Annotated in this window: 26 protein-coding genes; 12 read left to right on the forward strand and 14 right to left on the reverse strand. The window is 63.0% G+C overall.

Annotated elements, in window-relative coordinates:
• Positions 1–58 precede the first annotated feature (58 nt).
• The gene (locus E8E75_RS21340) at positions 59–382 is read right to left on the reverse strand and encodes a carboxymuconolactone decarboxylase family protein (RefSeq protein ID WP_120652110.1); all 324 of its coding nucleotides are present in this window, start codon (positions 380–382) and stop codon (positions 59–61) included.
• A 135-nt stretch (positions 383–517) separates the two neighbouring features.
• Between E8E75_RS21340 and E8E75_RS21345 the strand changes: the two genes are divergently transcribed.
• Positions 518–1,282, forward strand: a complete 765-nt coding sequence (locus E8E75_RS21345) for an alpha/beta fold hydrolase (RefSeq protein WP_153917830.1) — start codon at positions 518–520, stop codon at positions 1,280–1,282.
• Here E8E75_RS21345 and E8E75_RS21350 read toward each other — a convergent pair.
• A complete protein-coding gene (locus tag E8E75_RS21350) occupies positions 1,279–1,593 on the reverse strand; it encodes a putative quinol monooxygenase (protein ID WP_153917828.1) in 315 nt (104 codons plus the stop codon). The two genes, E8E75_RS21345 and E8E75_RS21350, sit on opposite strands and share 4 nt — an antisense overlap.
• 160 nt (positions 1,594–1,753) lie before the next feature.
• Here E8E75_RS21350 and E8E75_RS21355 point away from each other — a divergent pair, with 160 nt between their 5' ends.
• The gene (locus E8E75_RS21355) at positions 1,754–2,344 is read left to right on the forward strand and encodes an NAD(P)H-dependent oxidoreductase (protein ID WP_153917826.1); all 591 of its coding nucleotides are present in this window, start codon (positions 1,754–1,756) and stop codon (positions 2,342–2,344) included.
• 136 nt (positions 2,345–2,480) lie between these two features.
• Here the strand turns inward: E8E75_RS21355 and E8E75_RS21360 are convergent, their stop codons facing one another.
• From E8E75_RS21360 to E8E75_RS21370, 3 genes are all read right to left on the reverse strand, one after another.
• Complete coding sequence (locus E8E75_RS21360) at positions 2,481–3,323, reverse strand: FHA domain-containing protein (RefSeq protein WP_120652116.1); 843 nt, start codon at positions 3,321–3,323, stop codon at positions 2,481–2,483.
• A gap of 75 nt (positions 3,324–3,398) precedes the next feature.
• Positions 3,399–4,928 (reverse strand): serine/threonine-protein kinase, encoded by a 1,530-nt coding sequence (locus E8E75_RS21365; RefSeq protein ID WP_153917824.1) that lies wholly within the window; start codon positions 4,926–4,928, stop codon positions 3,399–3,401.
• 2 nt (positions 4,929–4,930) lie between these two features.
• Positions 4,931–5,698, reverse strand: coding sequence for a protein phosphatase 2C domain-containing protein (locus tag E8E75_RS21370; protein WP_120652120.1), 768 nt, complete (start codon positions 5,696–5,698; stop codon positions 4,931–4,933).
• A gap of 251 nt (positions 5,699–5,949) precedes the next feature.
• On the opposite strand from E8E75_RS21370, the gene E8E75_RS21375 reads away from it, so the two are divergent.
• Positions 5,950–6,081: a hypothetical protein gene (locus E8E75_RS21375; protein WP_256660989.1), complete on the forward strand. Its 132-nt coding sequence runs from the start codon at positions 5,950–5,952 to the stop codon at positions 6,079–6,081.
• A 57-nt stretch (positions 6,082–6,138) separates the two neighbouring features.
• Here the strand turns inward: E8E75_RS21375 and E8E75_RS21380 are convergent, their stop codons facing one another.
• Both E8E75_RS21380 and E8E75_RS21385 read right to left on the reverse strand, forming a co-directional pair.
• Positions 6,139–7,008 (reverse strand): universal stress protein, encoded by an 870-nt coding sequence (locus E8E75_RS21380; protein ID WP_153917822.1) that lies wholly within the window; start codon positions 7,006–7,008, stop codon positions 6,139–6,141.
• 263 nt (positions 7,009–7,271) lie between these two features.
• Positions 7,272–8,030, reverse strand: coding sequence for an SDR family oxidoreductase (locus E8E75_RS21385; protein ID WP_120652124.1), 759 nt, complete (start codon positions 8,028–8,030; stop codon positions 7,272–7,274).
• A gap of 129 nt (positions 8,031–8,159) precedes the next feature.
• Between E8E75_RS21385 and E8E75_RS21390 the strand changes: the two genes are divergently transcribed.
• On the forward strand, positions 8,160–9,068 hold the full coding sequence (locus E8E75_RS21390; protein ID WP_153917820.1) for a LysR family transcriptional regulator: 909 nt from the start codon (positions 8,160–8,162) through the stop codon (positions 9,066–9,068).
• On the opposite strand, the gene E8E75_RS21395 is transcribed toward E8E75_RS21390, so the two are convergent.
• Positions 9,056–9,382: a diguanylate cyclase gene (locus tag E8E75_RS21395; RefSeq protein ID WP_280359752.1), complete on the reverse strand. Its 327-nt coding sequence runs from the start codon at positions 9,380–9,382 to the stop codon at positions 9,056–9,058. The genes E8E75_RS21390 and E8E75_RS21395 overlap by 13 nt on opposite strands.
• A 177-nt stretch (positions 9,383–9,559) precedes the next feature.
• Here E8E75_RS21395 and E8E75_RS21400 point away from each other — a divergent pair, with 177 nt between their 5' ends.
• The 4 genes from E8E75_RS21400 (at position 9,560) to E8E75_RS21415 (ending at position 11,568) form a co-directional block, all read left to right on the forward strand.
• On the forward strand, positions 9,560–10,066 hold the full coding sequence (locus E8E75_RS21400) for a cytochrome C (RefSeq protein WP_256672686.1): 507 nt from the start codon (positions 9,560–9,562) through the stop codon (positions 10,064–10,066).
• A gap of 277 nt (positions 10,067–10,343) precedes the next feature.
• Positions 10,344–10,553, forward strand: a complete 210-nt coding sequence (locus tag E8E75_RS21405; protein WP_120652128.1) for a cold-shock protein — start codon at positions 10,344–10,346, stop codon at positions 10,551–10,553.
• Positions 10,554–10,647: 94 nt separating this feature from the next.
• Positions 10,648–10,827 (forward strand): hypothetical protein, encoded by a 180-nt coding sequence (locus E8E75_RS21410; RefSeq protein ID WP_028626729.1) that lies wholly within the window; start codon positions 10,648–10,650, stop codon positions 10,825–10,827.
• 186 nt (positions 10,828–11,013) lie between these two features.
• On the forward strand, positions 11,014–11,568 hold the full coding sequence (locus E8E75_RS21415; protein ID WP_120652130.1) for a magnesium transporter: 555 nt from the start codon (positions 11,014–11,016) through the stop codon (positions 11,566–11,568).
• Positions 11,569–11,629: 61 nt separating this feature from the next.
• Here E8E75_RS21415 and E8E75_RS21420 read toward each other — a convergent pair whose 3' ends face one another.
• Entirely contained in the window at positions 11,630–12,553 is a 924-nt protein-coding gene (locus E8E75_RS21420) for a LysR substrate-binding domain-containing protein (RefSeq protein ID WP_153917816.1), read from the reverse strand.
• 127 nt (positions 12,554–12,680) lie between these two features.
• On the opposite strand from E8E75_RS21420, the gene E8E75_RS21425 reads away from it, so the two are divergent.
• Positions 12,681–13,616 (forward strand): DMT family transporter, encoded by a 936-nt coding sequence (locus E8E75_RS21425; protein ID WP_120652134.1) that lies wholly within the window; start codon positions 12,681–12,683, stop codon positions 13,614–13,616.
• A 32-nt stretch (positions 13,617–13,648) separates the two neighbouring features.
• Here the strand turns inward: E8E75_RS21425 and E8E75_RS21430 are convergent, their stop codons facing one another.
• The gene (locus tag E8E75_RS21430; RefSeq protein ID WP_120652135.1) at positions 13,649–14,563 is read right to left on the reverse strand and encodes a c-type cytochrome domain-containing protein; all 915 of its coding nucleotides are present in this window, start codon (positions 14,561–14,563) and stop codon (positions 13,649–13,651) included.
• Between the two features lie 284 nt (positions 14,564–14,847).
• Between E8E75_RS21430 and E8E75_RS21435 the strand changes: the two genes are divergently transcribed.
• Positions 14,848–15,171 (forward strand): hypothetical protein, encoded by a 324-nt coding sequence (locus E8E75_RS21435; protein ID WP_120652138.1) that lies wholly within the window; start codon positions 14,848–14,850, stop codon positions 15,169–15,171.
• Positions 15,172–15,217: 46 nt separating this feature from the next.
• Here E8E75_RS21435 and E8E75_RS21440 read toward each other — a convergent pair whose 3' ends face one another.
• Positions 15,218–15,478, reverse strand: a complete 261-nt coding sequence (locus E8E75_RS21440; RefSeq protein ID WP_120652140.1) for a DUF3509 domain-containing protein — start codon at positions 15,476–15,478, stop codon at positions 15,218–15,220.
• A gap of 256 nt (positions 15,479–15,734) precedes the next feature.
• Positions 15,735–16,571 (reverse strand): S1-like domain-containing RNA-binding protein, encoded by an 837-nt coding sequence (locus tag E8E75_RS21445; protein ID WP_120652142.1) that lies wholly within the window; start codon positions 16,569–16,571, stop codon positions 15,735–15,737.
• A gap of 268 nt (positions 16,572–16,839) precedes the next feature.
• Between E8E75_RS21445 and E8E75_RS21450 the strand changes: the two genes are divergently transcribed.
• Positions 16,840–19,173: an LTA synthase family protein gene (locus tag E8E75_RS21450; RefSeq protein ID WP_120652144.1), complete on the forward strand. Its 2,334-nt coding sequence runs from the start codon at positions 16,840–16,842 to the stop codon at positions 19,171–19,173.
• A gap of 68 nt (positions 19,174–19,241) precedes the next feature.
• Here E8E75_RS21450 and E8E75_RS21455 read toward each other — a convergent pair whose 3' ends face one another.
• Positions 19,242–19,910, reverse strand: a complete 669-nt coding sequence (locus E8E75_RS21455) for a TetR/AcrR family transcriptional regulator (RefSeq protein WP_153917814.1) — start codon at positions 19,908–19,910, stop codon at positions 19,242–19,244.
• 81 nt (positions 19,911–19,991) lie between these two features.
• Here E8E75_RS21455 and E8E75_RS21460 point away from each other — a divergent pair, with 81 nt between their 5' ends.
• Positions 19,992–21,095 (forward strand): DUF2855 family protein, encoded by a 1,104-nt coding sequence (locus E8E75_RS21460; RefSeq protein ID WP_153917812.1) that lies wholly within the window; start codon positions 19,992–19,994, stop codon positions 21,093–21,095.
• A gap of 6 nt (positions 21,096–21,101) precedes the next feature.
• Here E8E75_RS21460 and E8E75_RS21465 read toward each other — a convergent pair whose 3' ends face one another.
• Positions 21,102–22,394 carry a phospholipase gene (locus E8E75_RS21465; protein ID WP_153917810.1) on the reverse strand — a complete coding sequence of 431 codons (1,293 nt, stop codon included), beginning with the start codon at positions 22,392–22,394 and terminating at the stop codon, positions 21,102–21,104.
• Positions 22,395–22,484: the final 90 nt, after the last annotated feature.

A 22,484-nucleotide genomic window follows, 5' to 3' on the forward strand; every position in this document is an offset into this window, starting at 1 on the left:
GAGCTTGCTGAGTCTGCTCTTTCGCGAGCAAGCTCGCTCCTACCTGAAGCAATGCGCCCTATTCCTCGCTTTCCAGCACATCCCCCGCCCAGCTCAGGGCCGCGACCACGGTAGGAAAACCGATGGTGCTGGTCAGCGCGAGCAAGGCATGGTGGATATGCGCCGGACTGGCGCCGGCCTCCAGGGCCCGCCGGGTATGGCTGTGGACAGCCCCTTCGGAATGGATCGCCGCTGCTGCGGCGAGCTGGATCAGTTGCAGGCTGAGTTCATCCAGGGGGCCGGCCTGGCGCACCACAGCGCCGAGGGTTTCCACCGCCTGGAAATACGCCGGGTGTTGTTTCTTCAGGCGCTTGTAGGTTTCAAGACCGTGTTTGCGTTCCATGGGAATACCTCGCGTGGGCATGCCCTTTCAGCTTAGGCAAGCCTGCCTCGACTAAGGTGAATGAACCCGCCCCGCGGCAGAGAGGACATCCACTGTGTTCAAGAGCCCCATCGCCGATCGCGTTCCGACATCAGCATGCCGCGCAGCCTGATCGGCGTCGTCCTGCTCGCCATTGCGCTCTATCTGGGAGCCGGCACGCTGCTGTTCGCATTCCAGCGTTCGCTGCTGTATTTCCCGCAACCCCGTGCCATTGGCGGTCCGGACCGGCTCCTGATGCTGCCTGTAACGGACCAGCAGATCGCCGTCACGGTGCGTCCGCTCGCCAGCTCCAAGGCGCTGATCTACTTCGGCGGCAATGCCGAGGACGTGTCCCGCAGCCTGCCGGACTTCGCCGAAGCCTTTCCCGATCACGCGCTCTACCTGCTGCATTACCGGGGGTTCGGCGACAGCACCGGACGGCCCACGGAAGCCGCCAACCTGCACGATGCCCTGGAGCTGTTCGACAAGGTCAGCGCCTTGCACAGCGAAGTGGCCGTGGTCGGCCGCAGCCTGGGCAGCGGCGTGGCCATTCACCTCGCCAGCCAGCGCCGGGTCGCGCGGCTGGTACTGGTCACGCCCTACAACAGCATCCTGGAGCTGGCCCAGCGGCAATTCCCGATCTTCCCGGTGCGCTGGATGCTTCAGGACAAGTACGAGTCCTGGCGCTACGTCCCGGCCATCGCCGTGCCCACCCTGCTGATCGTCGCGGAGCGCGACGAAGTCATCCCGCGCTGGAGCAGCGAAAAACTCTTCGCCCAGTTCCGCTCGGGCGTGGCTCGGAGGGAAGTGATCGTTGGGGCCGGCCACAACGACATTGGCGGCCGACCGGAGTACCTCAGTTTGATTCGCAGCGGAATCTAGGCTTTGGCGGACGACGGACTGAGCATCTTGATTTCTCGGACATCGAAGTCCCGCTCAAGGTAGTCCATGCGGTTTTCGTGGAAGCTCTGCATGTGCGGTAACGCGCAATGAAAGTCGAAGGCGGCGCGGCTCTGCCAGACCTCGAAGAAGATGAACAGGCTCGGATCCTGGGCATCACGCAGCATGTGGTACTCGACGCAGCCCTCCTCCGCCCGGCTGGGTTCGACATAAGCGCGGAATAGCGATTCGAACTCGTCGGCTTTCTCGGGACGTGTATGGGCATGCAGGATAAAAGCGTGGGATTGGCTCATGGCATCGGCCTCGCGGGTGACGTGATTTTTATCAACCCTACCGCAAAGCACACCCATCAATTCATGACTTTACCGCAAGTATCAATTGCGCCCCGGGCGGTGTTTCCGCAAGGGTGCGACCGGTAGTCTGCCGCCACATCGACTTACGGAGGCTACTGCCATGAAAAAGATTCTGTTGCTCAACGGCGGCAAGAAGTTCGCCCACTCGGACGGCCGCTACAACGCCACCCTGCACGATGCCGCGCTGGCCTTCTTCGACCGCGCCGGCTTCGACATCAAGGAAACCCAGATTGACTCCGGTTACGACGTTGCCGAAGAGGTGCAGAAGATCCTCTGGGCCGACGTCGTGATCTACCAGATGCCCGGCTGGTGGATGGGCGCTCCCTGGACCGTGAAGCGCTATCTGGACGAGGTGTTCACTGCCGGTCACGGCAGCCTCTATGCCAACGACGGCCGCACCCGCTCGGACGCTTCGCAGAAGTACGGCAGCGGCGGCCTCATCCATGGCAAACAGTACATGCTGTCGCTGACCTGGAACGCACCACAACAGGCCTTTGACGACCCCACCGACTTCTTCGAGGCCAAGGGTGTGGACGCCGTCTACTTCCCCTTCCACAAGGCCAACCAGTTCCTCGGCATGAGCACCCTGCCCACCTTCCTCTGCGTGGATGTGATGAAGCGTCCGAGCATCGAGGAGGATGTGAAGCGCTATGAAGAGCACCTGGCCAAAGTGTTTGGCATCACCGCCTGATCCGCGCAGACGTTCGTAGGTTGGCGCCAAGTGCTGCGCGGCCCAACGTCGCCCAAGGCAACCGACGCGTTGGGCTTCGCAGGCTCAGCGCCAACCTACCGGGCCGCTGTGCGGCCCTTGGCGGATGAATGCGCCCCTACAGCAGCACCTTGCCGGCATAGGCCGCGGCTGCAGCGATCACCAGCACCAACAGGCCAATCAGCACCTTGTTCGGCGACTGTCGCACGGCTTCAGAGGGGGCGACATTGTTCTGTGCCGCCGCGCGCAGTGGGTTGGCCACCTGTTGACGAGCTGCCGGGCGTGGCAGCGTAGCCTTCGGGATCTGCGCCACGGGCATGAACAGCGTGGCGTCCTCGTCCACCACCTGCGGTGCAGCCACCTTGGGGCCGATCACCAGCAGGGTCACAGAGCCCATGCGAATCTGATCACCCGGCTGCAACACGGCGGTGCTGACCTTCTGCTGGTTGACGAAAACGCCGTTGGCGGAAGCGAGGTCCTTGACCTCCAGCACATCGTCCTTGAGGAAGAACTCGCAGTGCCGGCGCGATAGTTCCTGATCGCTGAAGCACAGCTCACACTTCACCGAGCGCCCGAAGGTCAGGGAGCCGGTGACGTGGTACTTCTGCCCTTCGTGCTCCCCCTTGATCACCTGCAGGAACCAGCGTGCCGAGGCTTGCGCCTTGGGGCTGGCCTTGGCCGGGTCCACCAGCAGGAGTTCGAGTTGGCCGATACGCACGAGGTCGTCGGAGCGCAACTGGAAGCGTGCACCGATACGCTCGCCATTGACGAAGGTGCCGCCAGGCGTGCCGCAATCGCTCAGGTAGTACTGGCCGTGATCCTGGCGGATCTCCGCATGGAACAGGCTGATCTCCGGGTCCGCCAGCACCAGGCTGTTGCGACTGTCCTGACCGATGGTGAAGCGCTCATCCACCAGCCAGATGGGCGCCTGGCGGTTATCCGCGAAGTGAATTCGTAGCATTTGAGGTCCTTGGAAGCAGGGCACAGGGCAATGATAGCCATGTGCCTGCAATCCTGACCTTGCTGGAGTTGGCAGTTAGTTGAAAAGACGGTTCCAGAACTTCTTGATGGGGTTGCTCTCTTCCTGCTGGCGCGCCTGCTGTTGCGGCCGGGTCTGGCGGCTCGCGGCCACACGAGCTGCCTTGGCCTTGCGCACGCGTTGGTCGTGAACGGCACGCAACTCCAGCAGCGTCGGGTTCGTCGGCGCGACCTGCAGTCCGGCATCGATGTATTCCAGCGCGAGGGCGAACTCACGTCGCTGGTAGGCTTCTTCGCTGTGATCGACGAAGCGCTGTGCGACCTTCTCCAGCCCAGCCAGCGCCTGTTCGTTGCCAGGAGCCAAAGTCAGCACCTGCTGGTAATAGAACACCGCGTTGTCCTGCTCGGGTTGCACCAGTTGGTCCTCGGCCAGGCGCTGCTCGGCCAGGGCCAGGATGTTGGCGACGCGCGCGGCAAGCACACGCTGCAGGCCGTCACCGGCCTTGGCATTGTCGTTGTCCAGGCGCAGCACTTCATGGAAGTAGAAGTCGGCGTTGTCGGCCGTCGGCTCCATCAGCTTGCCTTCGGCCAGTCGCTGCTCCCCCAGCTCCAGCAGGTCGGCGATCTTCATGCGCAGAACGACGTAATAACCGCCCCCCGTGGAGACTACCAGCAGCATGAGGCCGGCCAGCCCCCAGAGCAGGCCGCGGTAGCGCTGGCGTGCTGCTGACTTTTTCGCAGATGCGCCTACGGATACAACGGGTGCAATGCGGGTGAAATCGAGGTCGAGATCGCACAGTTCGGTCAGGCTTTCCAGCAACACCCGGCAGTCGGCGAAACGCTCTTCCGGGTCCTTGGCGAGCATGCGATCGATCACGTGCTGGTAGTCGGACAGCCCCCGGCGCAGCAATGGCGGGTCCATCTGCACGTGGTTGAGCACGGTATCGGCGTAGCTTGCGCCGCGATACGGGTTCTCTCCGGTCAGCAGCTCCAGGAGGATCACGCCCAGGCTGTAGATATCGCTGCGAGCGTCCAGCGGCTGGCACTGGGCCTGCTCCGGGCTGCTGTAGGCAGGGCTACCGACGGCGACGTTGAACTGGGTCAGCTCGGTATCCAGCTCGAGGTCCTTGGCGATACCGAAATCGGTGAGCACCGCCGTGCCATCGTCGCGAAAGAGGATGTTGGCCGGCTTGATGTCGCGGTGTACCAGCCCCTTGTCGTGGACGACCGCCAGGGCGCCGGCGATCTGTCGGACGATGCGCAGGGCCTCCAGGGGCTCCAGCTCGTGCCCCTTGTGGCGGCCGAGGTCGCCACCGGCAAGGAACTCCATGGCGAGATAGGGCCGGCCATCGGGCAGGTGGTCGATATCGTGGATGGTGACGATGGACGGATGGCGCAGGGAGGCCAGCATGCGCGCCTCCCTGACGAAGCGATCAACCAGGGCTTCGTCGTCCAGCCGGTCCAGTACTTTCACCGCAACCTTGCGATTGAGGGACTCCTGGGTGGCGAGGTAGACCTCGGCCATCCCACCTTTGCCCAGGCGTCCGTGCACAAGATAGCCGGGGATATCGAGAAGATTGTCAGTCATGTTCAGGGTCTTCGGGATTTGAGCAACCGGCTCAGGAACGAATTGGACCTGCTTGCAGGCAAAGAGGTTTCCGGCGGCATCAGGCCGATCACGATGCAGGAGATATTATCCCGACCACCGGCATCGCACGCCTGCTCCAGCAATTGCGCGACCAGTTCGTCGAGGGTTTCGGCGTGGGCGCATCGGGCCTGGATCTGTTCGTCGTCCAGTTCGCCGCTCAGGCCGTCGCTGCACAGCAGCAGCAATTCGCCGGGCGCCAACGTGCCCAGCACGCGACCGACTTCAAGATCCTGGTGCACCTGGCCCAGACATTGGGTCACGACATTGCGCCGAGGATGCTGGCGAGCCTGCTGTACGGTCAGTTCGCCGGCGTCCACCAGCGCCTGCACCAGGCTATGGTCGTGACTCAGTCGCACGATTCCGGCAGCGCTCACCCGGTAGGCGCGGCTATCGCCGGCCCAGACCAGGTCGAATGCCGTTCCGTCGAATTTCACTGCGACCAGGGTGGTACCCATGCCAGAACCGCCAGCTGCCGCCACGACGGCGGCGTGGGCGAGCTGCACCGCAGCCTCCAGGTCCTGCCCAGCGGAGGTTGCGTCCCGCAACGTGGAAACCGCCACGGCGCTGGCCACTTCGCCGCGCTGGTGGCCGCCCATACCATCGGCGACGGCCCAGAGCCCCAGCTCCGGGGCGCAAAGCAGTGCATCTTCGTTGTGTTCACGCACGCAGCCGGTGATGGACTGCGCGGCGTATCCCAGTCGTTCGGACATTGGGCTCTCGGTTGCCGGCAAGCGTTGGTCCCGCATGATGCGGCGGCGGCCGGTCGATGTCACCGCCCGGTAGATGAAGTGTTAAGCAGTCGAACATTTTCCAAGGCATGCAGCCGAGTGCCAGGCGGCTATGCTGTTTTCATCGGTTCCGTAAACCAACCGGCTCGTGCAGCCCAGGAGGTGGTAATGGCCATTGAGCGCTTCAAGGCAGGGATGCGCTGATCCATTCACCCTCTCGCGGAGTAACCATCATGAGCAAAGGTCTCGATGCAAAACGCGCGGCGAAGAAAAAGCCGCAAAAGACCCTTCTGGAAAAACGCTCTGCCAAGCGCAGCAAGAAATCCGGTGCCGGCCTGCTCGGCAGTCATGCGCCGAATCCTTGAACCCTCCAGCGCAACGAAGACGCCCTCCTGATGGAGGGCGTCGTTTTATGGGTTGGGTCAGGCTGCGCGATGGCCGTCGGGCGCCGCCTCCTCCAACGCAGCCTCTGGCTTGATCACCAGCAGATCGCCCTCCAACCGATCGAGCACGGCCTCCGCCGTGTTGCCCACCAGCGCGCCTGCCAGCCCCTGACGGGCGACGGTGCCCAGCACGGTAAGCCCCGCCTCGAGTTGGTGGGCAATCTGCGGAATCAATGTTCGGGCCGGGCCTTCGCCAAGATGCAGGCAATGCTCGGGCAGCTCGTACTCCTCCATGAACCAGCGGCACTGCTCATGGCAATGGCGGGCGATGACCTGGTCGAGGGTCTGCTCCGGGTCGGCCTGGGGCAGCCTGGCCGGCGAATAGGCGCTCACCACATGCAAGGCGGCACCGAACAGGACGCGGAGGAAGTTGGCGTGTTCCATTACATTGCCCTGCAACGCGACGTGTGCCGCGTCCTGGTGCTCGACATCCATGCCAGCGAGAACGGTGCCGCCTTCCCAGACGCGTCCCCCCCGGATCAGGAGCAGCGGTGTGGGTACCTGGCGCAACAGCTGCCAATCATCGGGAGTCATCAGCAGTTGGCTCAGGCGTCCAGCGGAACGGTGTTGCTTGATTACCAGGTCGCACGATTGGGTGCGACAGGCTTCCAGGATGGCGTTACTCGCACGATCAAAATCTACCCGTGCCACCGTACCTCGCGCATGCACGCCCGAGCGCAGGAGCCCGACCAGGTATTGGTCGAGTACCCCGGAGGAGCTATCGCTTGGATCGCAAAGCAGAAGGTTGAGGGTTGCGTCAAGCTTCTGAGCAATCTGCAGTCCCCGCTCGAGGGCTTCGGACTCGGAATCGAGGGGGATGACGACCAGGATTTTCTTAACCGAACGCATGGCAATCGTCCTCCGGTTGCGGAAACGCCAGTGCGGGCTGATCTCTATTGCCGAGTCATGGGACGAACGCCCGGCAGCCGGGGCTGCCGACGTCCTCAGTGGTCAGGAGTATGGCCTCCCTGCCTCGCCGGGCAAGGCAGGTCATCGCGGGGAAAAGTCCGATTGATTCCTGATCAAGGCCCGGAAGGAATAAGCACGCATTGAGCCGATTCAAGTTGCCGGGCGAGGCCTTCTCCCATGATGAGCCGCTGCGCCGCACGCCCTCAGAGGAACATCCCACCCGACGCTTCCACCCGCTGCCCATTGATCCAGCGCCCCGCGTCAGAGAGCAGCATGGCCACGGCTGCGCCAATGTCTTCCGGCAGGCCGACGCGGCCGAGAGCGGTATTGCCGGCGATGAAGGCATTGACCTGGGAGTTGTCGCGCACCACGCCGCCGCCGAAGTCGGTCTCGATGGCGCCGGGGGCCAGCACGTTCACGGAAATCCCACGCGCGCCCAGCTCCTTGGCCTGGTAGCGGGTCAGCACTTCGATGCCGCCCTTCATCGCCGCGTAGGCGGCATAGCCCGGCAGCGCGAAGCGCGCCAGCCCCGTGGAAATATTCAGGATGCGTCCACCGTCGGCGATCAGAGGCAGGAGCTTCTGGGTGAGGAAGAACGGCCCCTTGAGCTGGACGTTCACCAGTTGGTCGAACTGTTCCTCGGTGGTTTCGGCAAAGCTGGCATGGATGCCGATGCCCGCGTTGTTCACCAGGAAGTCGAAATTGTCGCGGCCGAACTCGGTCTTCAGCAAGCGCCCCAGGCTGGCGGTGAAGGTTTCGAAGGTGGCGCTCTTGCTCACGTCCAGCTGGAGCATGGCGGCGTGTCCGCCGAGGTCCATGATTTCTCGGCTGAGGGATTCGGCGTCCTCCAGCTTGCTGTGGTAGGTGCCGATGATGTCGATACCCTGGGCCGCCAGGTGCTGCGCCATACTTTTGCCGAGGCCTCGGCTGGCTCCGGTGATGAGTGCGATCTTGCGGGTCATTGCAGTGCTCCTGGTTGCAGGTGGTGGATGTGGTGAGGAGCTTATTGTCCGGCTTACATGCGATAAATAATCCGCTATCGGAATCACTGAGCGGCAAACCCGAATAATCCGGAAAGAGGCGCCACACGGATGAACAAGCTGGAGCTACTGAGAACCTTCGTACGGGTCAGCGAACTGTCAAGTTTTACCCAGGCCGCAGACAGCCTTGGCCTGCCCCGTTCCACCGTGTCTGACCAGATACAGGCGCTGGAAGAACTCCTGGGCACGCGCTTGCTGCAACGCACCACACGCAAGGTCCGGGCGACCCAGGACGGTCTTCTGCTGCATGAACGCAGTCGCGAGCTGCTGGCGCAGATGGACGAACTGGAGGGCTTGTTCCGCCAGGACGCCACAGCATTATCTGGCCGTATCCGGGTGGACATGCCCACTGTTCTTGCACGCAAGGTGGTGATGCCGCGCCTGGTCGAGTTCACCGACCTGCATCCGGGAGTCGAGCTGGAAGTCAGCAGTACCGACCGCCGGGTGGACCTTGTGCGCGAAGGCTTCGACCTGGTGCTGCGAGTCGGGCCTCTGCTGGACACATCGCTGGTAGCGCGCCCTCTGGGAGCCTTCCCGGTGGTGAATGTCGCCAGCCGTGCCTACCTCGCCACCCATGGCGTACCGCACTCGCTGGAAGATCTCGCCGGCCATCGGCTGGTGCATTACGTGTCGATATTGGGCAGTCGGCCCCCGGGCTTCGAGTACCTCGCCAGTGGCAGGGTCCACTACCTGCCCATGGCCGGCAGCCTGACGGTGAACAACGCTGAAGCTTACAGCGCCGCCTGCCTGGGCGGGCTGGGGCTGATCCAGGTGCCGCTGCATGGTGTGCGCGAATTCCTGGAAAGCGGCGAACTGGTACCGTTCCTGCCGGAATTCCAGGCGCCGCCACTGGAAGTGACCCTGCTCTACGCCCACCGCCGGCTCCCCCGGCGCGTGCGCGCGTTCATGGAGTGGCTGGAACTGGTGGTTCAGGAACAGGCCGCGCCTCAGGGGGCGTAGGTAAAGCGGCTGCGACCGTTGTGCTTGGAGTCGTAGAGGGTCTGGTCGGCCTTGATGAGCGCCTGATTGAGGCTGTCGCTGGCGTCCAGCCTGCCCACGCCGACACTAATCATCACCGGGTGGGCTGCCGGTGCTTCCCGCACCGTCGTCAGGAGCACCTGCATGCGCCTCTGGACCTCTTCATGCGTGATGTCCCAGAGGTTGACACCAAACCCTTCACCGCCGAGGCGGGCGAATTCGAACTCTCCAAGCGCTTCGCGAACAATGAATCTGAAGTTGTTGTGCGGCAGCTCTGAGGCGAAGAAGAAGACCACGCAAGAAGCGCTCAGGGTCAACCAGAGCGGCTACAGGTCATCGGGAATGCCCTCGATCAGCCAAGGCCCGATTGCCTTGATGCGGATCAAGCAACCCGCCCGGTGCGATGCCGTCCATCGCAACCACATCGGTGCTGCTATCGTTTTCGGGGTCGCTTTTCTCCTGTGGATGCCATCATGTCCCTGCCCTTCGCCACTCCCTGGGCGCAGTTCGGCGCCTTGGGCGTTCGTCTCATTAGATGGTTCGCCACCGCGCTCGCCTTCCTGGTGTTTCCGACCATGGCCGAGAGCGATGACGTCGCTCGCGGGCGCTACCTGATCCAGGTTTCCGGCTGCAACGACTGCCATACGGCAGGCTGGATGGAATCGTCCGGGCAAGTGGCCGAAGGCCAGTGGCTGACCGGTAGCCCACTGGGCTGGCGCGGTCCCTGGGGCACCACCTATGCGTCCAACCTGCGCCTGGTGGCGCAGAATCTCAGCGAGGCACAGTGGCTGGAACATGCCCGGCGGGAATGGCGACCTCCGATGCCCTGGTTCAACCTGCGCCGGATGGAGGACCGCGACCTCACGGCGATCTTCCATTACATCCGCAACCTGGGCCCGGCCGGCAGCGTGGCGCCGGCCTACGTGCCACCAGGGCAGGCACCGCAGATGCCCTACGCAGAGTTCCCCGGAGTGGAGTGACGGATTTGCGACACCTGCGGATGTTGTGCCATTCGTCGATCGATCCTTGCGTGTTCGCAGAAGGGTTGCCTGGGCGACCTGATCAGACGGCTGGCGAATAAAAGGTTAGGCATTCCTCGAAAGCACAGGTATTGTGTCGAGCGCTGTGATGCATGTGTCACCGGGAAACGGTCTGTACTTTAGCGGTCCCTTCTTCATCGGTTGCCGACTCTCTGCACTCAGTGACAGGCTGGAACGGTCCAGCCCAGCAATAACTCAGTTTCTAGGAGACATTCCAATGTCCGAGCGCCAAACCGGTACCGTCAAGTGGTTCAACGATGAAAAGGGCTTCGGCTTCATTACCACCGATAACGGTCCGGACCTGTTCGTTCACTACCGTTCTATCCAAAGCGCCGGTTTCAAAAGCCTGAAGGAAGGCCAGAAGGTCTCCTTCATCGCTGTGCAGGGCCAAAAAGGCATGCAAGCCGACGAAGTGCAAGTGCTGTAAGCACAAGCCGATAAAAGAACCGGCCTTCGGGCCGGTTTTTTTTTCAGTCGTTCCGAATGGCCAACCATCGGCCACCACGTACAGAGAAAGTGAAATGCGCATCAAGACCTCCCATAGCAGCACCCCCAAGCCGCCGGCAGCAACCACCAGCAGCGAAGCCCTGGAAGCTCAGATTGCCGCCTTCCTGAACAAGGGTGGCGAGATCCAGGAAATCGCCAAGGGTGTCAGCGCCCAGGTCGCGCCGAGCCGCCATATCCGCATCGGCAACAAGTAAGACCCTCTGGGCGCCCCGGGGCGGACAGGTGCAAGACCTTCCGCCCGGCGCCACCGCCCTGCCGATGGGCGGATGCCGCTTGCAGCAAGACTCACCCGACTAAACTTCCAGACAGGCCGGCAGCGGCCGGAAACCGGGGGTAACGGTCGGACGGGGGCCCGGCGCCAGCCAGATGGGAGGTGTCCCATGCAGCGGCACTACTACATCAGCGACAACCTCAAGGACCTGGAAAAGGTCGAAGACGAGCTCGAGGCCCAGGGCATCGACCACGAGCAGATCCACGTGCTCAGCGAACGCGATGCCGACCTGGAGCATTACCACTTGCACGATGTCTCCTCCGTGATGAAGCGTGACATGGTGCACTCCGGCCTGATTGGTGTCGGCATCGGCCTCGCACTTGCGGCCCTGGTGATGCTGGTGGCCTGGCTCAGTGGCTGGACCGGTACGGCGGCCGGGTGGATTCCCTTCATCTTCCTCGCGATCGCGCTGTTCGGCTTCAGTGTCTGGGAAGGCAGCCTGTTCGGAATACAGACACCCAATGCCGTGGTTAAGCGCTTCCAGCGCACGCTGGACGAAGGCAAGCATGTGTTCTTCGTCGACGTGAAACCCACCCAGGAGCCCATCCTCGCCCGCGTCGTCAGCCACCACCCGATGCTCAGGACCGCTGGCACGGGCCAGGCCACGCCGGATTGGGCCGAGGTTCTGCAACACCGTCTGCATCAGTTGCGCAAGATGATGTAAACCTTCCTCGCGACGGCGGATGCAACGCTCGGCGTCATCCGCCGCTTCAATCCTTATCCCTTCAGCCCTGATCCGGCACCGTGCTGGCGCGCGCTTCCGCCAGTAGCCAGTCGATCAGGCGCCGCACCTTTTCCGCCGGTGGCGACCGGCGACTCCACGCCAGCCGATAGGCCCAGGGCGTCGGCAAGCGCCCCCTCTCGCCGAAAGGCAGTACCAGCCGCCCGTTGGCGATATCGTCGCAAGCCAGAGCAGTTGACCCCAGGGCGAATCCCTGGCCACTCACTGCTCCCTGGATGGCGTGGCCGATCAGGCCGAATCGCATTCCCCCCTTGATCGGCCCCGACTCGCCAACATACGTGGAGAACCAGTCTTCCCAACTGGGCAGATGCAGATTGGCGGAGTTTTTCCAGTGGGTGTGGATAAGCCTTGCACCCAGCATGTCTCGAGGCTCGCGTATCGGGCCGAACTGCTCCAGGTAAGCCGGGCTGCAGACGGGGAAGAATTCTTCGAGAAACAGCAACTCGCTGGCGGGCATGGGCATATCGGTGGAGGTGAAGCGGATGGCCAGGGTGGCCTCGCCGCGCTCCAGGTCCACCAGTTGCTCGGTAGCCTCCAGGCTGAGGGTGATGTCCGGATTGCTGGCGGCAAACTGGTTGAGTCGACGCATCAACCAGTGGCTGGCGATGGACGGCGCACAGGTGATGTGGATGGGGCCTTCGTCCTGGCCGCGCAGCTCGTCCGCGCCACGGGTGAGCAACTCGAACGCCTGGGTGACCGTGGCGGCCAAGCGGTGTCCATTGTCATTGAGCGTGACGGTATTGCGCGTGCGGTCGAACAGGCTCACGCCCAGCTCACTCTCCAGCAGCCGGATCTGTCGGCTCACCGCTCCCGGCGTTACGGAAAGCTCCTGGGCGGCCTCAGTGAAATTGCGGCTTCGCGCGGCGACCTCGAAGGTGCGCAAGGCGATGAGCGAGGGGAGACGCATGGCGGCTTCGCTTTGAGTTCAAGTCAAAGCATGATGACAAATCATCGTTTGAATGCAAGGCGCCCGAGGACCGATCCTGCGCCCATTGGCGGCCTCTGCCGTGCCCCTTTGCCTTGTGAGTCGAACGATGAAACCCTCCCGCCTTCCCCTGGACTGGTTCGCCTGTGGACTGATGTTCGTCCTTTGCATCTGCTGGGGTTTCCAGCAGGTGGCGATCAAGCTGACCCTGGACGACGTTCCCTCCATCCTGCAGTTGGCCGTCCGCTCCGGCGGTGCTGCCCTGGTGCTGGGCGCGCTGGTGTTGTGGAAAGAAGGTCGCGGCGCCTTCACCGATGGAACCCTGCTGCCCGGAATCGCGGTTGGCACGCTGTTCGCCTTGGAATTCCTGTTCATTGGCGAGGGGCTCAACCACACCAGCGCCTCGCACCTGTCGGTGTTCCTCTATACGGCCCCCATGTTCGCCGCCCTCGGCCTGCATCTGATGCTGCCGGAGGAACGCCTCTCCCCCTTACAGTGGCTCGGCGTGATGGTGGCCTTCGGCGGCATCGCCACGGCCTTCCTCGGCCAGCCATCCGGAGCCCCCGGCAACGTATTGCTGGGTGATGCGTATGCGCTGTGTGGAGCCGTCGCCTGGGGTGCCACGACCCTGGTGATCCGTGGTTCGTCGCTTTCCGAGGCCAACCCGGTAAAAACACTCTTCTACCAATTGTTCGGCGCAGTCCTGTTGCTCACTGTCGTGGCCTTCAGTACGGGCAAGACCGATCTGCAACTGACCCATAAGGCAGTCATCAGCCTGGCGTTCCAAGTGGTGGTTATCGCGCTGGTGAGCTACTTGGCCTGGTTCTGGCTGCTTCGCCGCTACCTGGCGACCCGCCTGTCGGTGCTGTCCTTCATGACCCCGCTGTTCGGCGTGACCTTCGGCGTGCTGGTACTAGGGGAGACGATCGACCTGTCCTTCGCCATTGGCGCCACCCTGGTGCTGGGTGGCATCGTGCTGGTCAGTGGCGCCGAGTTGCTACGCGGTCGCCGGCAGCGCAAGGCGTTGGCCACTTCCGAGGCCTGACTGCCGCTGGGAAAGCGGCTTCGAGACGGCGTTCAGCGCCGACGGATGCGTTCCACCAGCACCTGGCCGTCCTGCCCCAGACGCCCGCGCACTTCCACGAAGTCCCCGACACCTGGCGACTTGTCGATACGAGTGCCAGGTCCGACGACCAGTTGCAAAGAATCCAGGGTCCAACCCTCTCCCAGCACGCCCTGCAGCCGCACCCGCGAACCCACCGGGCTGGGTGCCGGCTGGCCGTTGGTATCGCGGGCACCCTGGTCGATCCAGTCGACGATCAACTGGATTTCCTCATCGCTGAGAAAGGGCGGCCCGTCGTAGGGCATCTGTGGTTGCGACTGGCCACGAACCCGCCGTACCAGCTCACTGGCTCCCGAGGCGCCTGGTACCACGCGCAAGCGCTCGTGACGATCGAGGATGGCGGCGTAGGAGTTCAGTAGCAGGCCTTCCGGGGCAGAGCCCATCAGGCCGTAGGGGGAATGACACTTGACGCAGCGGCTGGCGAAGATCGGTGCCACATGTTCGTAGGTCACCGGCCGCCCTTCGGACGGACGCTGCAATGGCGCGGGCTCGACCATCGAATCCGCCGGCCGGCTTCCAGGCTGCAACCCGCCGACGATCCAGCCCTCGACCAGCGCAATCTCGCCGTCACTCAGGAAAGGCGGCCCGGTCATCGGCATGCGCGGCTGGCTCTGCCCCTTGAGGCGGCGGATCAGTTCGCTGCCTGCCGGATCGCCACTGACTACCACCTGCCGACTTTTGCTGCCCTTGAGCAGTTCTTCCAGGCTTGTCAGGCGCAGGCCGAGCGGAGCTCCATCGCCGGAATGGCACATCACGCAGCGCGCCTGGAGGATGGGCTGGATATCGTCGAAGCTCACCTCCTGTGCCTGGGCCAGGAGCGGAGCCAGCATCAGCGAGCAGAACTTGACCAGCCCCAGGACCTTGCCCATCTCGACCGAGCCTCAGCGTTGGTTGCCTCGCTAAGCCTAGTGAAACAACCCACTTTGCGCTGCCGCGTGGAACCCCGACCCAATCCGCCGGTCAGTCTATTCGAGGCCGGCGTGTGCCGACCCCAAGCCCCGGGCTCTAATCAGTCGCCGCTGTGGACCCCGGGGCTTTCCCCTGCGCGAAAGGTCAGAAACGTCCGTATACAGATTCGCCCGGTCCGCTAGTTTCCTCAGAGCGTGCCGTAGGCAATGATGGCCGCCGCGTGTCGCAATTGGAGAAACATCGCATGAAACCTGCCCCCCGCCTCACCGCCCTGCTGCTCGGTGCCGGACTTCTGGTCAGCCTCGCCGGCTGCGAGCTGGCCGAGGAGTCGGCCAACAAGTTGGCGGAGAAAGCCGAGGCAGCCGCCCAGGAAATCGCCCGGGAAGCCATCGGCGAAGCGGTCAACGAATTGAACAAGCAAGTGGACGAAGCCCAGGCCTCGGCAAAGGAGTTGCTGGGTGAACCGAAGAAGGACGAAGCCCGCGAAGAGCAACCGCGTGCGCCATCGAACAAGAATGAGGGCAAGGAAGAGGACGCCATGTTGCCACCCTCCGGCGTCGAGACCTGATCCCTGGCGAATCCGGCCGCGATTTCCCTGTCGCGGCCTACCGGCCTCAAGCGCGCAGGTAGCGCGGCAAGGGCTTCCTATGAAGTACCTTCAGTGACTCCACCGGCGGAACTTCACCATGCTCCAGCGCCAGGTCGCGCCGGAGCGTACTGACCAGCCAATCCAGTTGCGCCGTTGCCGCCACCACGCGCTGGAAAAATTTCCCCTCGCGCTCCAGCGTCAGCACAAAGCCCCCATCTGGCCGAGGCTTGGTGCTCAATTCGTATTCCGGAAAGGCGCCGATCAGCTTGTCAAAATCCAGATCCATGTCTTCTCTCCCAGAAAAAATGATTGCTCCTGCACCCAGTTTGCAGCGTGCATGCCAGCGCTATGACAACGGAAACACGAAATAAATCAGTCGGTTGCAATTTTTTTGAACAGTTTTCTCCATGCATTGCGCACGATTCGGGGGGATTTCAGCGTGCAATTTGCAAGACCCTTGAAATGCAAAGCCCCCGACAGAAGCGAACTCCTGACCGGGGGCTTTGTATTCAAGGCCGCTGCAAGCGCGGCCTCCGGGTAATTCAGAGCAACTCGATACGGTCGTCTTCGATGCGGATCAGGCCCTGCTTGTAAAGGCCGCCGATGGCCTTCTTGAAATTGCCCTTGCTGGCGCCGAAACGCTGGCTGATCAGTTCCGGCGGACTCTTGTCGGAAAGCTTCAGCACCCCACCCTCCGCGCGCAGCGCGGCGATGATCTGCTCACCGAGGCCACTGACCGCCTCCACGCCCACCGGTTGCAGGCTCAGGCTGATCTTGCCATCGGGACGGACCTCCCGGATGTAGCCCTTCTCACGCATGCCATTGCGCACGAACTTGAAGACTTCGTTCTTGTGCAGCAGGCCCCAGTGCTTGCCGTCGATGATGGCCTTGTAGCCCAGGTCGGTCTTCTCGACCACCAGCAGGTCAACTTCCTGGCCAGGCTTGTAGTGTGGCGGGGTGATGTCCAGGTAGCGATCCAGGCGGGCGGTTGCGGTGATGCGGCGGGTACGCTTGTCGAGGTAGACGTGTACCACGCAGTAGTCGCCAACCTGCAGCGGGCGCTTCTCTTCCGAGTGGGGCAGCAGCAAGTCCTTGGGCAGACCCCAGTCGAGGAACAGGCCTATGCGATTGATCTCGGCCACCTTGAGGCTGGCGAAACCGCCGACCTGCACCTTGGGCTTGAGGGTGGTGGCTACCGGGCGGTCTTCGCTATCCAGATAAAGGAAGACATTCAACCAGTCACCCACTTCGGTGGGTTGGTCCTTGGGCACGTAGCGTTTGGGCAGCAGGATTTCGCCGTCCGGGCCGCCATCCAGGTACAGCCCGAAGTCGGTGTGCTTGGCCACCTGAAGTGAATTGAAACGCCCGATAAGTGCCATCTTCGCAACCTCTGTAAGTCGAGGCGGCATTCTACCTGCTGGCCGGCCGCCGGACCACGAGTGGCGTAGTCTGGAGCAGACACCACGAAGCCAGGCAAAACAGCCTTTCATCGCCCGATGCGTCGTAGAAAGCTCCCTGAATTTTCATTCTGCAAAACTGTCTACTGGTCGCTAGCACAACGATGTTTCAAAATCGTGTCGTCGCAAGCGCGACCATGTATTCCGGCATCACTAGACGGATTCTCACTGTCACATCTCAGGAGTTCCTGTGCGCCCATTCAGCCGTTGGCTGTCGCAATCCCTTTCGCTCGCAACACTTGGCGTGCTTTTTCTGGTGATTCCCCTCGCCAGCCGCTACTGGCTGGGCTGGTCCAATCCCTTCGGCTATCTCTCCGACCTCGCGTTCGGCAGCTTCCTGATCGTGCTGCTCTATGGCCGTTCACTGTTGCTGGCACTCCCGTTGATGCTGTTCTGGTGCATGCTGATCCTCGGCAATGCCGAGTTGATCGGCGCCGTTGGGCGCATGCCGGAAACGAGCGACCTCAAATACCTGCTCGACCCGCAGTTCGTCAGTCACTCCACCCAGGGCGGCGGTATCACCCACCCGTACCTGGGCCTTGCGCTGGGTGCCAGCCTGCTGGCCTGCCTATTGTGCTGGCGACGCGGGCACCGCCCGCTGAACTGGAAGTGGTTCGCCACGCCAGCGGCCTTGCTGATGGGGCACGTCGCCCTGCAATCCGTGCAGCCCAGCGACGCCGACCAGTGGAAACAATTCAACCTGCCGCACAAGCTCATGGCCAGTGCGGTGAATGTCGGCCAGCTTGCCGTCGAGGACTGGCTCGATGGCGACAAGCCCGACGTTCCGCCGGACATCGCCGGGCTGGCGCGCCTGGACCTGGGCGGCACGCCGCTGCTCTCAGGCCCCGGTCGTGCGCGCAACGTGCTGGTGATCACCCTGGAAGGCATCCCCGGCACCTACATCGCTGCCAACCGTGCCGCGATCAACAGCAGCTACCAGGATTCGCTGATGCCCAAGCTCAGCGCCTGGGCCGAACGCGCCATGACCACGCCGGACTATGTGCTGCACAGCCACCAGACCATCCGCGGTCTGTACGCCATGCTCTGCGGCGACTACAGCAAACTGGACTCGGGCACGCCCAAGGGCCTGGAGCTGCTGAACAACCCGGCCCGGGCCAAGGCCTGCCTGCCCGCGCAAATGCACCAGCACGGCTTCAGCACCCACTTCCTCCAGGGGGCCGGTCTGCGCTTCATGGCCAAAGACAAGATCATGCCGCAGATGGGCTTCGACAAGACTCTGGGGCGCGACTGGTTCCGCAACAAGGCCTATCTGGAATTCCCCTGGGGCATGGACGACAAGGCCTTCTTCGAAGGCGCGCAGACTTACGTGAAGCAACTGCGCCAGCAGAAGAAGCCGTGGATGCTCACCCTGCTTACCGTCGGCACCCACCAGCCCTACTCCGCCCCGGCCGAATACCTCATGCGCTATCCGGACGCCAAGAAGGCGGCGATCGCCTACCTGGACGACGCAGTGGATGCATTCCTCACAGGTCTGGAGAAACAGGGTGTCCTGAAGAACACCCTGGTGATCGTCACCTCGGATGAATCCCACGGCATCGAGAACGTCCGCCTCGCCTCGGCGTGGGGTTTCAACCTGGTGCTGGCTCCCGAGCAGGCCTCGCTACCGCCAATCAAGAGCGGCGTGTACGGGCATGTCGACCTGACCGCCTCGATTCTCGACTACTTCGGCTACCGGGTACCGCAGAACCTCTCCGGTCGCTCGCTCTTCCGCGACTACGAGACAGGCCGCGAGATCATGTCCTACACCAACGGCAAGCTGCGCTACCACGACGGCAAGCAGACCTTCACCGAGTGCGACTTCCGTCAGGTCTGCCGACGCTACCAGAGCGAGGGTTTCATCGCCGACGAGGCCCGCTACCAGGGCAGCTACAGCGGCAAGAAGGCCCGCCTGATTTCCCAGCGCGCGACAATGCTTGACCAGTCGCTGCAAGGCGGCAACCTCGGACAGGAATACCAGTTCGCCACCCGCGAACGGATTCGCCTGAAAGAGAAGGCCAAGGATGACTGGGCCGACAACCTGATCGGCGCCCAGTACATGGAATTGCCGAAGGACAGCCGCACCAGCGTGCAGATGACAATCAAGGTGCTGCGCATGGACAAGCAGGGAGCCCAGTTGCGCCTGAAGGCCAAGGAGTTCGAGCGCGACGTGGCCTTGCCGATCCCGGAAATGCCCCTGCTGAAACAGGGTAAGCCGCTGAAGGTCAATTTCGCCTTCGACAACCCCGAAGCGCGCAAGGCCTTCTCCTTCCACCTGCTGGCCGAAGGCCGGGGCGTGATCGAGATCAGCGACTTCCGGGTCAGCACCGAACCGCTGCCGCCGCCCACCCAAGCCGCCGAAAGCAACGGTCAAGTGGCACAGAAGCGCCCGCTGCACCCCATTACCACCCTCTTCGGCCTGCTTGCACGCCAACAGGATGCGATGGAGAGCGAGCTGGAGACTCCGGGTGAGGAGCGCGCGGTGCTGCCGGAAAGCACCGAACTGCGATTGCAGCAGTATCACTGAGTTGCGGAATCGGGCTCACAGGAAGGGCGGCTTGGCTGCCCTTTTTTCATGCTGATTGCCGCCTGAACTCAGAACGAAACCTGTGGCGCTAAATCCGACTCGGCACGGGCCGTTTCCATCAGGATGCGCGCGCAGCAGAGTTCTTCCATTTCCACCAACCAGGCCTCCACCTGCTGCGCCGTAAGCTGTGCAGTGAGACCGTAACGACGCCCGCCCCACACGGCTACGAACAGCGCATCAATGCTTTCCGGACGCGGTTGGCGCGGCATGTCGGAGCAGGCCGCCACCGCTTCGCGCCACTTGCCCGCCAGCTCCTGGTAAACGCGCTGGTGGTGCCAGGGTTCGGCGATGAGGCGCTCCAACTCCATCAGCTCGTTATCGAAGAATGGCCTCGCCTGCTCCTGCGAATGGCCACAAGAAAGTCGTACCAGACGTCGCACGCGGGTCTGCCAGTCGACGCCCGTTGCCAGCACCACTTCCCGCTCCAGACGCTGCAACAGTAGGTCGAGCTGGTGGCGGACATAGCCGGAAAGCAGGGCTTCCTTACTGGGGAAATAGTCGTAGAGCGTGCCGACGGCAACGCCGGTTTCCAAGGCGACTGCGCGGGTGGTCACGCCACTCCAGCCGCGCTGGCGAAGAATCCGAACGAAGGCTTCGTAGATGGCCTCAACCGTGAATCGGGCGCGTGCTTGCGAGGGCCGCTTGAGCGGCTTATTGCGGGGCTTTGCGGACTCCATGGGGATCTCTTGCGGTTTCCGAACCCGAGCCTGGAAGGCTCTTGCTAGCCTGTTCCAACCCCACCAACGCTGGAGCCGGAAATGTCGAATCACAGCACAGTATCACGCCTGTTCACCCGTAAGGGCGCACTTGATCAGACACGCCTCGTGCAAAAGGAAGAAAGCCTGGAAGCGGCCGATGGCGAGATCGTCCTGCGCCTGGACCTCTTCTCCCTCACTACCAACAACATCACCTACGCCGCCTTTGGCGACTCCATGCAGTACTGGCAGTTCTTCCCCACACATGAAGAAGGCTGGGGTCACATGCCCGTGTGGGGTTTTGCCGACGTGCTGGACTCAAAAGCAGCGGGCATCGAAATCGGCGAGCGCTTCTATGGATACTTCCCCATCGCCAGCCATGTCCGCATGCAACCGGAACGGGTTACGCCGCGGGGTTTCTACGATGGTGCAGAACACCGCCGCAACCTCACCTCGGCCTACAACCAGTACACGCGCTGCAGTTGGGATAGCTATTACAGCCCAGAGACCGAGGCGCTGCAGATACTGCTCAAGCCGCTGTTCCTGACCTCGTCCATGCTGGCGGACTTCCTCGGCGACAACGATCTGTTCGGCGCCCGTCAGGTGGTGTTTTCCAGCGCCTCCAGCAAGACCGCCTATGGCACCGCCGCCTGCCTTGGACACCACGCCGGTCGCCAGTTGGTAGCCATGACGTCACCACGCAACAGCGACTTCGTGAACGCCCTCGGCTGTTACCAGCAGAGTTGCACCTATGACCAACTGGAGAGCCTGACGACGGACCAGCCCACCCTTTACGTCGACTTTTCCGGCGACCTCGCACTGCGCGCCCGGGTACACCGGCACTTTGGATCGAGCCTCGTATACAGCTGCTTCGCAGGCTCCGCACAGACTCCGGAAGCCAACGCGCTGAGTTGCCCCGTTGGCCCACAGCCGGAGTTCTTCTTCGCCCCGGTACAGATCCGCAAACGCAATGCGGAGTGGGGGCCGGAACAGGTCAGCCGGCACATCGGCGAGGGGCTGCTGAATTTCTACGAGCAGGTCAGTCGCTCGCCCCGCCCCTGGCTACGGGTGGTCGAGGGCCAGGGCTACGAAGCGGCCCAGGAGCTGATCGGCAACCTCTTCCACGGCCGGGTGGCCGCCGACGAAGGCCATGTGATCCGCCTCTGAGGTGGATCAGGGCAAGGTCGCGCGAGTGGCATTGCGGCTGTGCGCTCCGAAGTGGCGGATCAGCCGCACAAGCGCCTGGTTGAGCTGGACGTCCTCGGGCAGGGGCGCGAGCTGGTTGCCCTGGCTGAACCCGGACTGCGCCTGGCCACTCGCCAGCCAGTGACCGATGCGCTCGTCGAAGTCATCGGCAGCATCGTAGGATTCCTGGGACACCACCAACCGCAGCGACTCTCCATCGAAGGGCGGGTAGTCATCGTCGGTACGGTTGTCGGCATAGGCGCGCAGCAACGGATTGTCGTTGCTGCCTTCGCGCAGCAGTTTACGCAGCCAGTCGGCCTGGTACTGCTCCACCTGGGTATGCCGGTTGGCCACCTGCTCGATGGCCGCCAGCTTGTCGCTGTCCAGACCCACCGCAGCCTTCAGGGCGATCCAGAACAGACGGGGCGTACCGTGCCCCGGCAATGCCTTGGCGTGATAGGGCTGGGTGATATCCTGAATGTAATGCAGGCCCCAGCCGAGGAAGCGATAGCCCCAGTACGGGTGGCCGCTCTCGAAGGCGAAGCGCGCCAGTCCGAGGTACTGGTAGACCCGCACCTCGGGGTAGGTGCGCGACAGGTACGGCGCGGCCCGATAGATGAGTTCATCCTCGTGGTAATAACCGATGTGGAACGGCGCCTGGGACGAGTATTCGAAACGGGCATCGCCGAACGGCTGCTTGCCGAAGTTGTAGCGGGCGCCGACTTCACCGGGGTTGTCGCTGAACAGGTTGATGTCGTGACCGTAGTCCGGTTCATCGGCAGCACTGGCGACCACCGCCAGGGCCGGCAGGGTTTCGCCGGGCTGCACCTGGTAGAAACGCCATTCGCGCCACAGGCTGAGCTTGCGGAATACCAGCACGTCAGAGGCATCGAGGGACGTCCGACCGCTCCAGTCCATGCCCGGCAGGGCCTGGACAAAGTACGCCAGCTTGATCTCCGGGTTCACCCGCAGCGCCATCAGGAAGGCCTTGCGATGGTCGCCTCCGTGGGTTGGGATCCAGCGCAGGTCGTCGGGCCGAGCCGGGTAGTCCGGCAGGTTTTCCCGGAAGAACTCCTCCTGCTCGTCCAGCAGTTGCTCCAGGGCAACGCCCTCCTCTTCCAGGAAAGACTCCAGGCTTTCCACCTGCACCGGCGGCGCGTCCTTGACCTGCGGCAGGCCGGCCAGCGCCAGAGCGGTGCCAAGGGCATGGTTGGACCAGGCCATGGCGGCGGATGGCAAGCCGAGGAGGCTCAGGCTGAGCGCGAGCGCCAGGTACTTCATCGATCACTCCGTGACTGGATTTCGAGCAAGGCCCGGCAGGGTAGCAGCCATGCCACACGGCTTCACTGTCCAGGCAGGACAGGCAGATTC

It is taken from the genome of Pseudomonas sp. BN606, assembly GCF_029873115.1.
GTDB lineage: Bacteria > Pseudomonadota > Gammaproteobacteria > Pseudomonadales > Pseudomonadaceae > Metapseudomonas.

Bases quoted from the DNA above. Each gene is read 5' to 3' on its own strand.
- E8E75_RS21415 (WP_120652130.1), top strand. From the start codon at position 11,014: ATGCAGCGGCACTACTACATCAGCGACAACCTCAAGGACCTGGAAAAG.
- E8E75_RS21430 (WP_120652135.1), bottom strand. From the start codon at position 14,563: ATGGGCAAGGTCCTGGGGCTGGTCAAGTTCTGCTCGCTGATGCTGGCT.
- E8E75_RS21455 (WP_153917814.1), bottom strand. From the start codon at position 19,910: ATGGAGTCCGCAAAGCCCCGCAATAAGCCGCTCAAGCGGCCCTCGCAA.
- E8E75_RS21365 (WP_153917824.1), bottom strand. From the start codon at position 4,928: ATGACTGACAATCTTCTCGATATCCCCGGCTATCTTGTGCACGGACGC.
- E8E75_RS21425 (WP_120652134.1), top strand. From the start codon at position 12,681: ATGAAACCCTCCCGCCTTCCCCTGGACTGGTTCGCCTGTGGACTGATG.
- E8E75_RS21350 (WP_153917828.1), bottom strand. From the start codon at position 1,593: ATGAGCCAATCCCACGCTTTTATCCTGCATGCCCATACACGTCCCGAG.
- E8E75_RS21375 (WP_256660989.1), top strand. From the start codon at position 5,950: ATGAGCAAAGGTCTCGATGCAAAACGCGCGGCGAAGAAAAAGCCGCAA.
- E8E75_RS21370 (WP_120652120.1), bottom strand. From the start codon at position 5,698: ATGTCCGAACGACTGGGATACGCCGCGCAGTCCATCACCGGCTGCGTG.
- E8E75_RS21460 (WP_153917812.1), top strand. From the start codon at position 19,992: ATGTCGAATCACAGCACAGTATCACGCCTGTTCACCCGTAAGGGCGCA.
- E8E75_RS21355 (WP_153917826.1), top strand. From the start codon at position 1,754: ATGAAAAAGATTCTGTTGCTCAACGGCGGCAAGAAGTTCGCCCACTCG.
- E8E75_RS21465 (WP_153917810.1), bottom strand. From the start codon at position 22,394: ATGAAGTACCTGGCGCTCGCGCTCAGCCTGAGCCTCCTCGGCTTGCCA.
- E8E75_RS21345 (WP_153917830.1), top strand. From the start codon at position 518: ATGCCGCGCAGCCTGATCGGCGTCGTCCTGCTCGCCATTGCGCTCTAT.
- E8E75_RS21435 (WP_120652138.1), top strand. From the start codon at position 14,848: ATGAAACCTGCCCCCCGCCTCACCGCCCTGCTGCTCGGTGCCGGACTT.
- E8E75_RS21390 (WP_153917820.1), top strand. From the start codon at position 8,160: ATGAACAAGCTGGAGCTACTGAGAACCTTCGTACGGGTCAGCGAACTG.
- E8E75_RS21385 (WP_120652124.1), bottom strand. From the start codon at position 8,030: ATGACCCGCAAGATCGCACTCATCACCGGAGCCAGCCGAGGCCTCGGC.
- E8E75_RS21445 (WP_120652142.1), bottom strand. From the start codon at position 16,571: ATGGCACTTATCGGGCGTTTCAATTCACTTCAGGTGGCCAAGCACACC.
- E8E75_RS21410 (WP_028626729.1), top strand. From the start codon at position 10,648: ATGCGCATCAAGACCTCCCATAGCAGCACCCCCAAGCCGCCGGCAGCA.
- E8E75_RS21340 (WP_120652110.1), bottom strand. From the start codon at position 382: ATGGAACGCAAACACGGTCTTGAAACCTACAAGCGCCTGAAGAAACAA.
- E8E75_RS21400 (WP_256672686.1), top strand. From the start codon at position 9,560: ATGTCCCTGCCCTTCGCCACTCCCTGGGCGCAGTTCGGCGCCTTGGGC.
- E8E75_RS21380 (WP_153917822.1), bottom strand. From the start codon at position 7,008: ATGCGTTCGGTTAAGAAAATCCTGGTCGTCATCCCCCTCGATTCCGAG.
- E8E75_RS21405 (WP_120652128.1), top strand. From the start codon at position 10,344: ATGTCCGAGCGCCAAACCGGTACCGTCAAGTGGTTCAACGATGAAAAG.
- E8E75_RS21440 (WP_120652140.1), bottom strand. From the start codon at position 15,478: ATGGATCTGGATTTTGACAAGCTGATCGGCGCCTTTCCGGAATACGAA.
- E8E75_RS21360 (WP_120652116.1), bottom strand. From the start codon at position 3,323: ATGCTACGAATTCACTTCGCGGATAACCGCCAGGCGCCCATCTGGCTG.
- E8E75_RS21420 (WP_153917816.1), bottom strand. From the start codon at position 12,553: ATGCGTCTCCCCTCGCTCATCGCCTTGCGCACCTTCGAGGTCGCCGCG.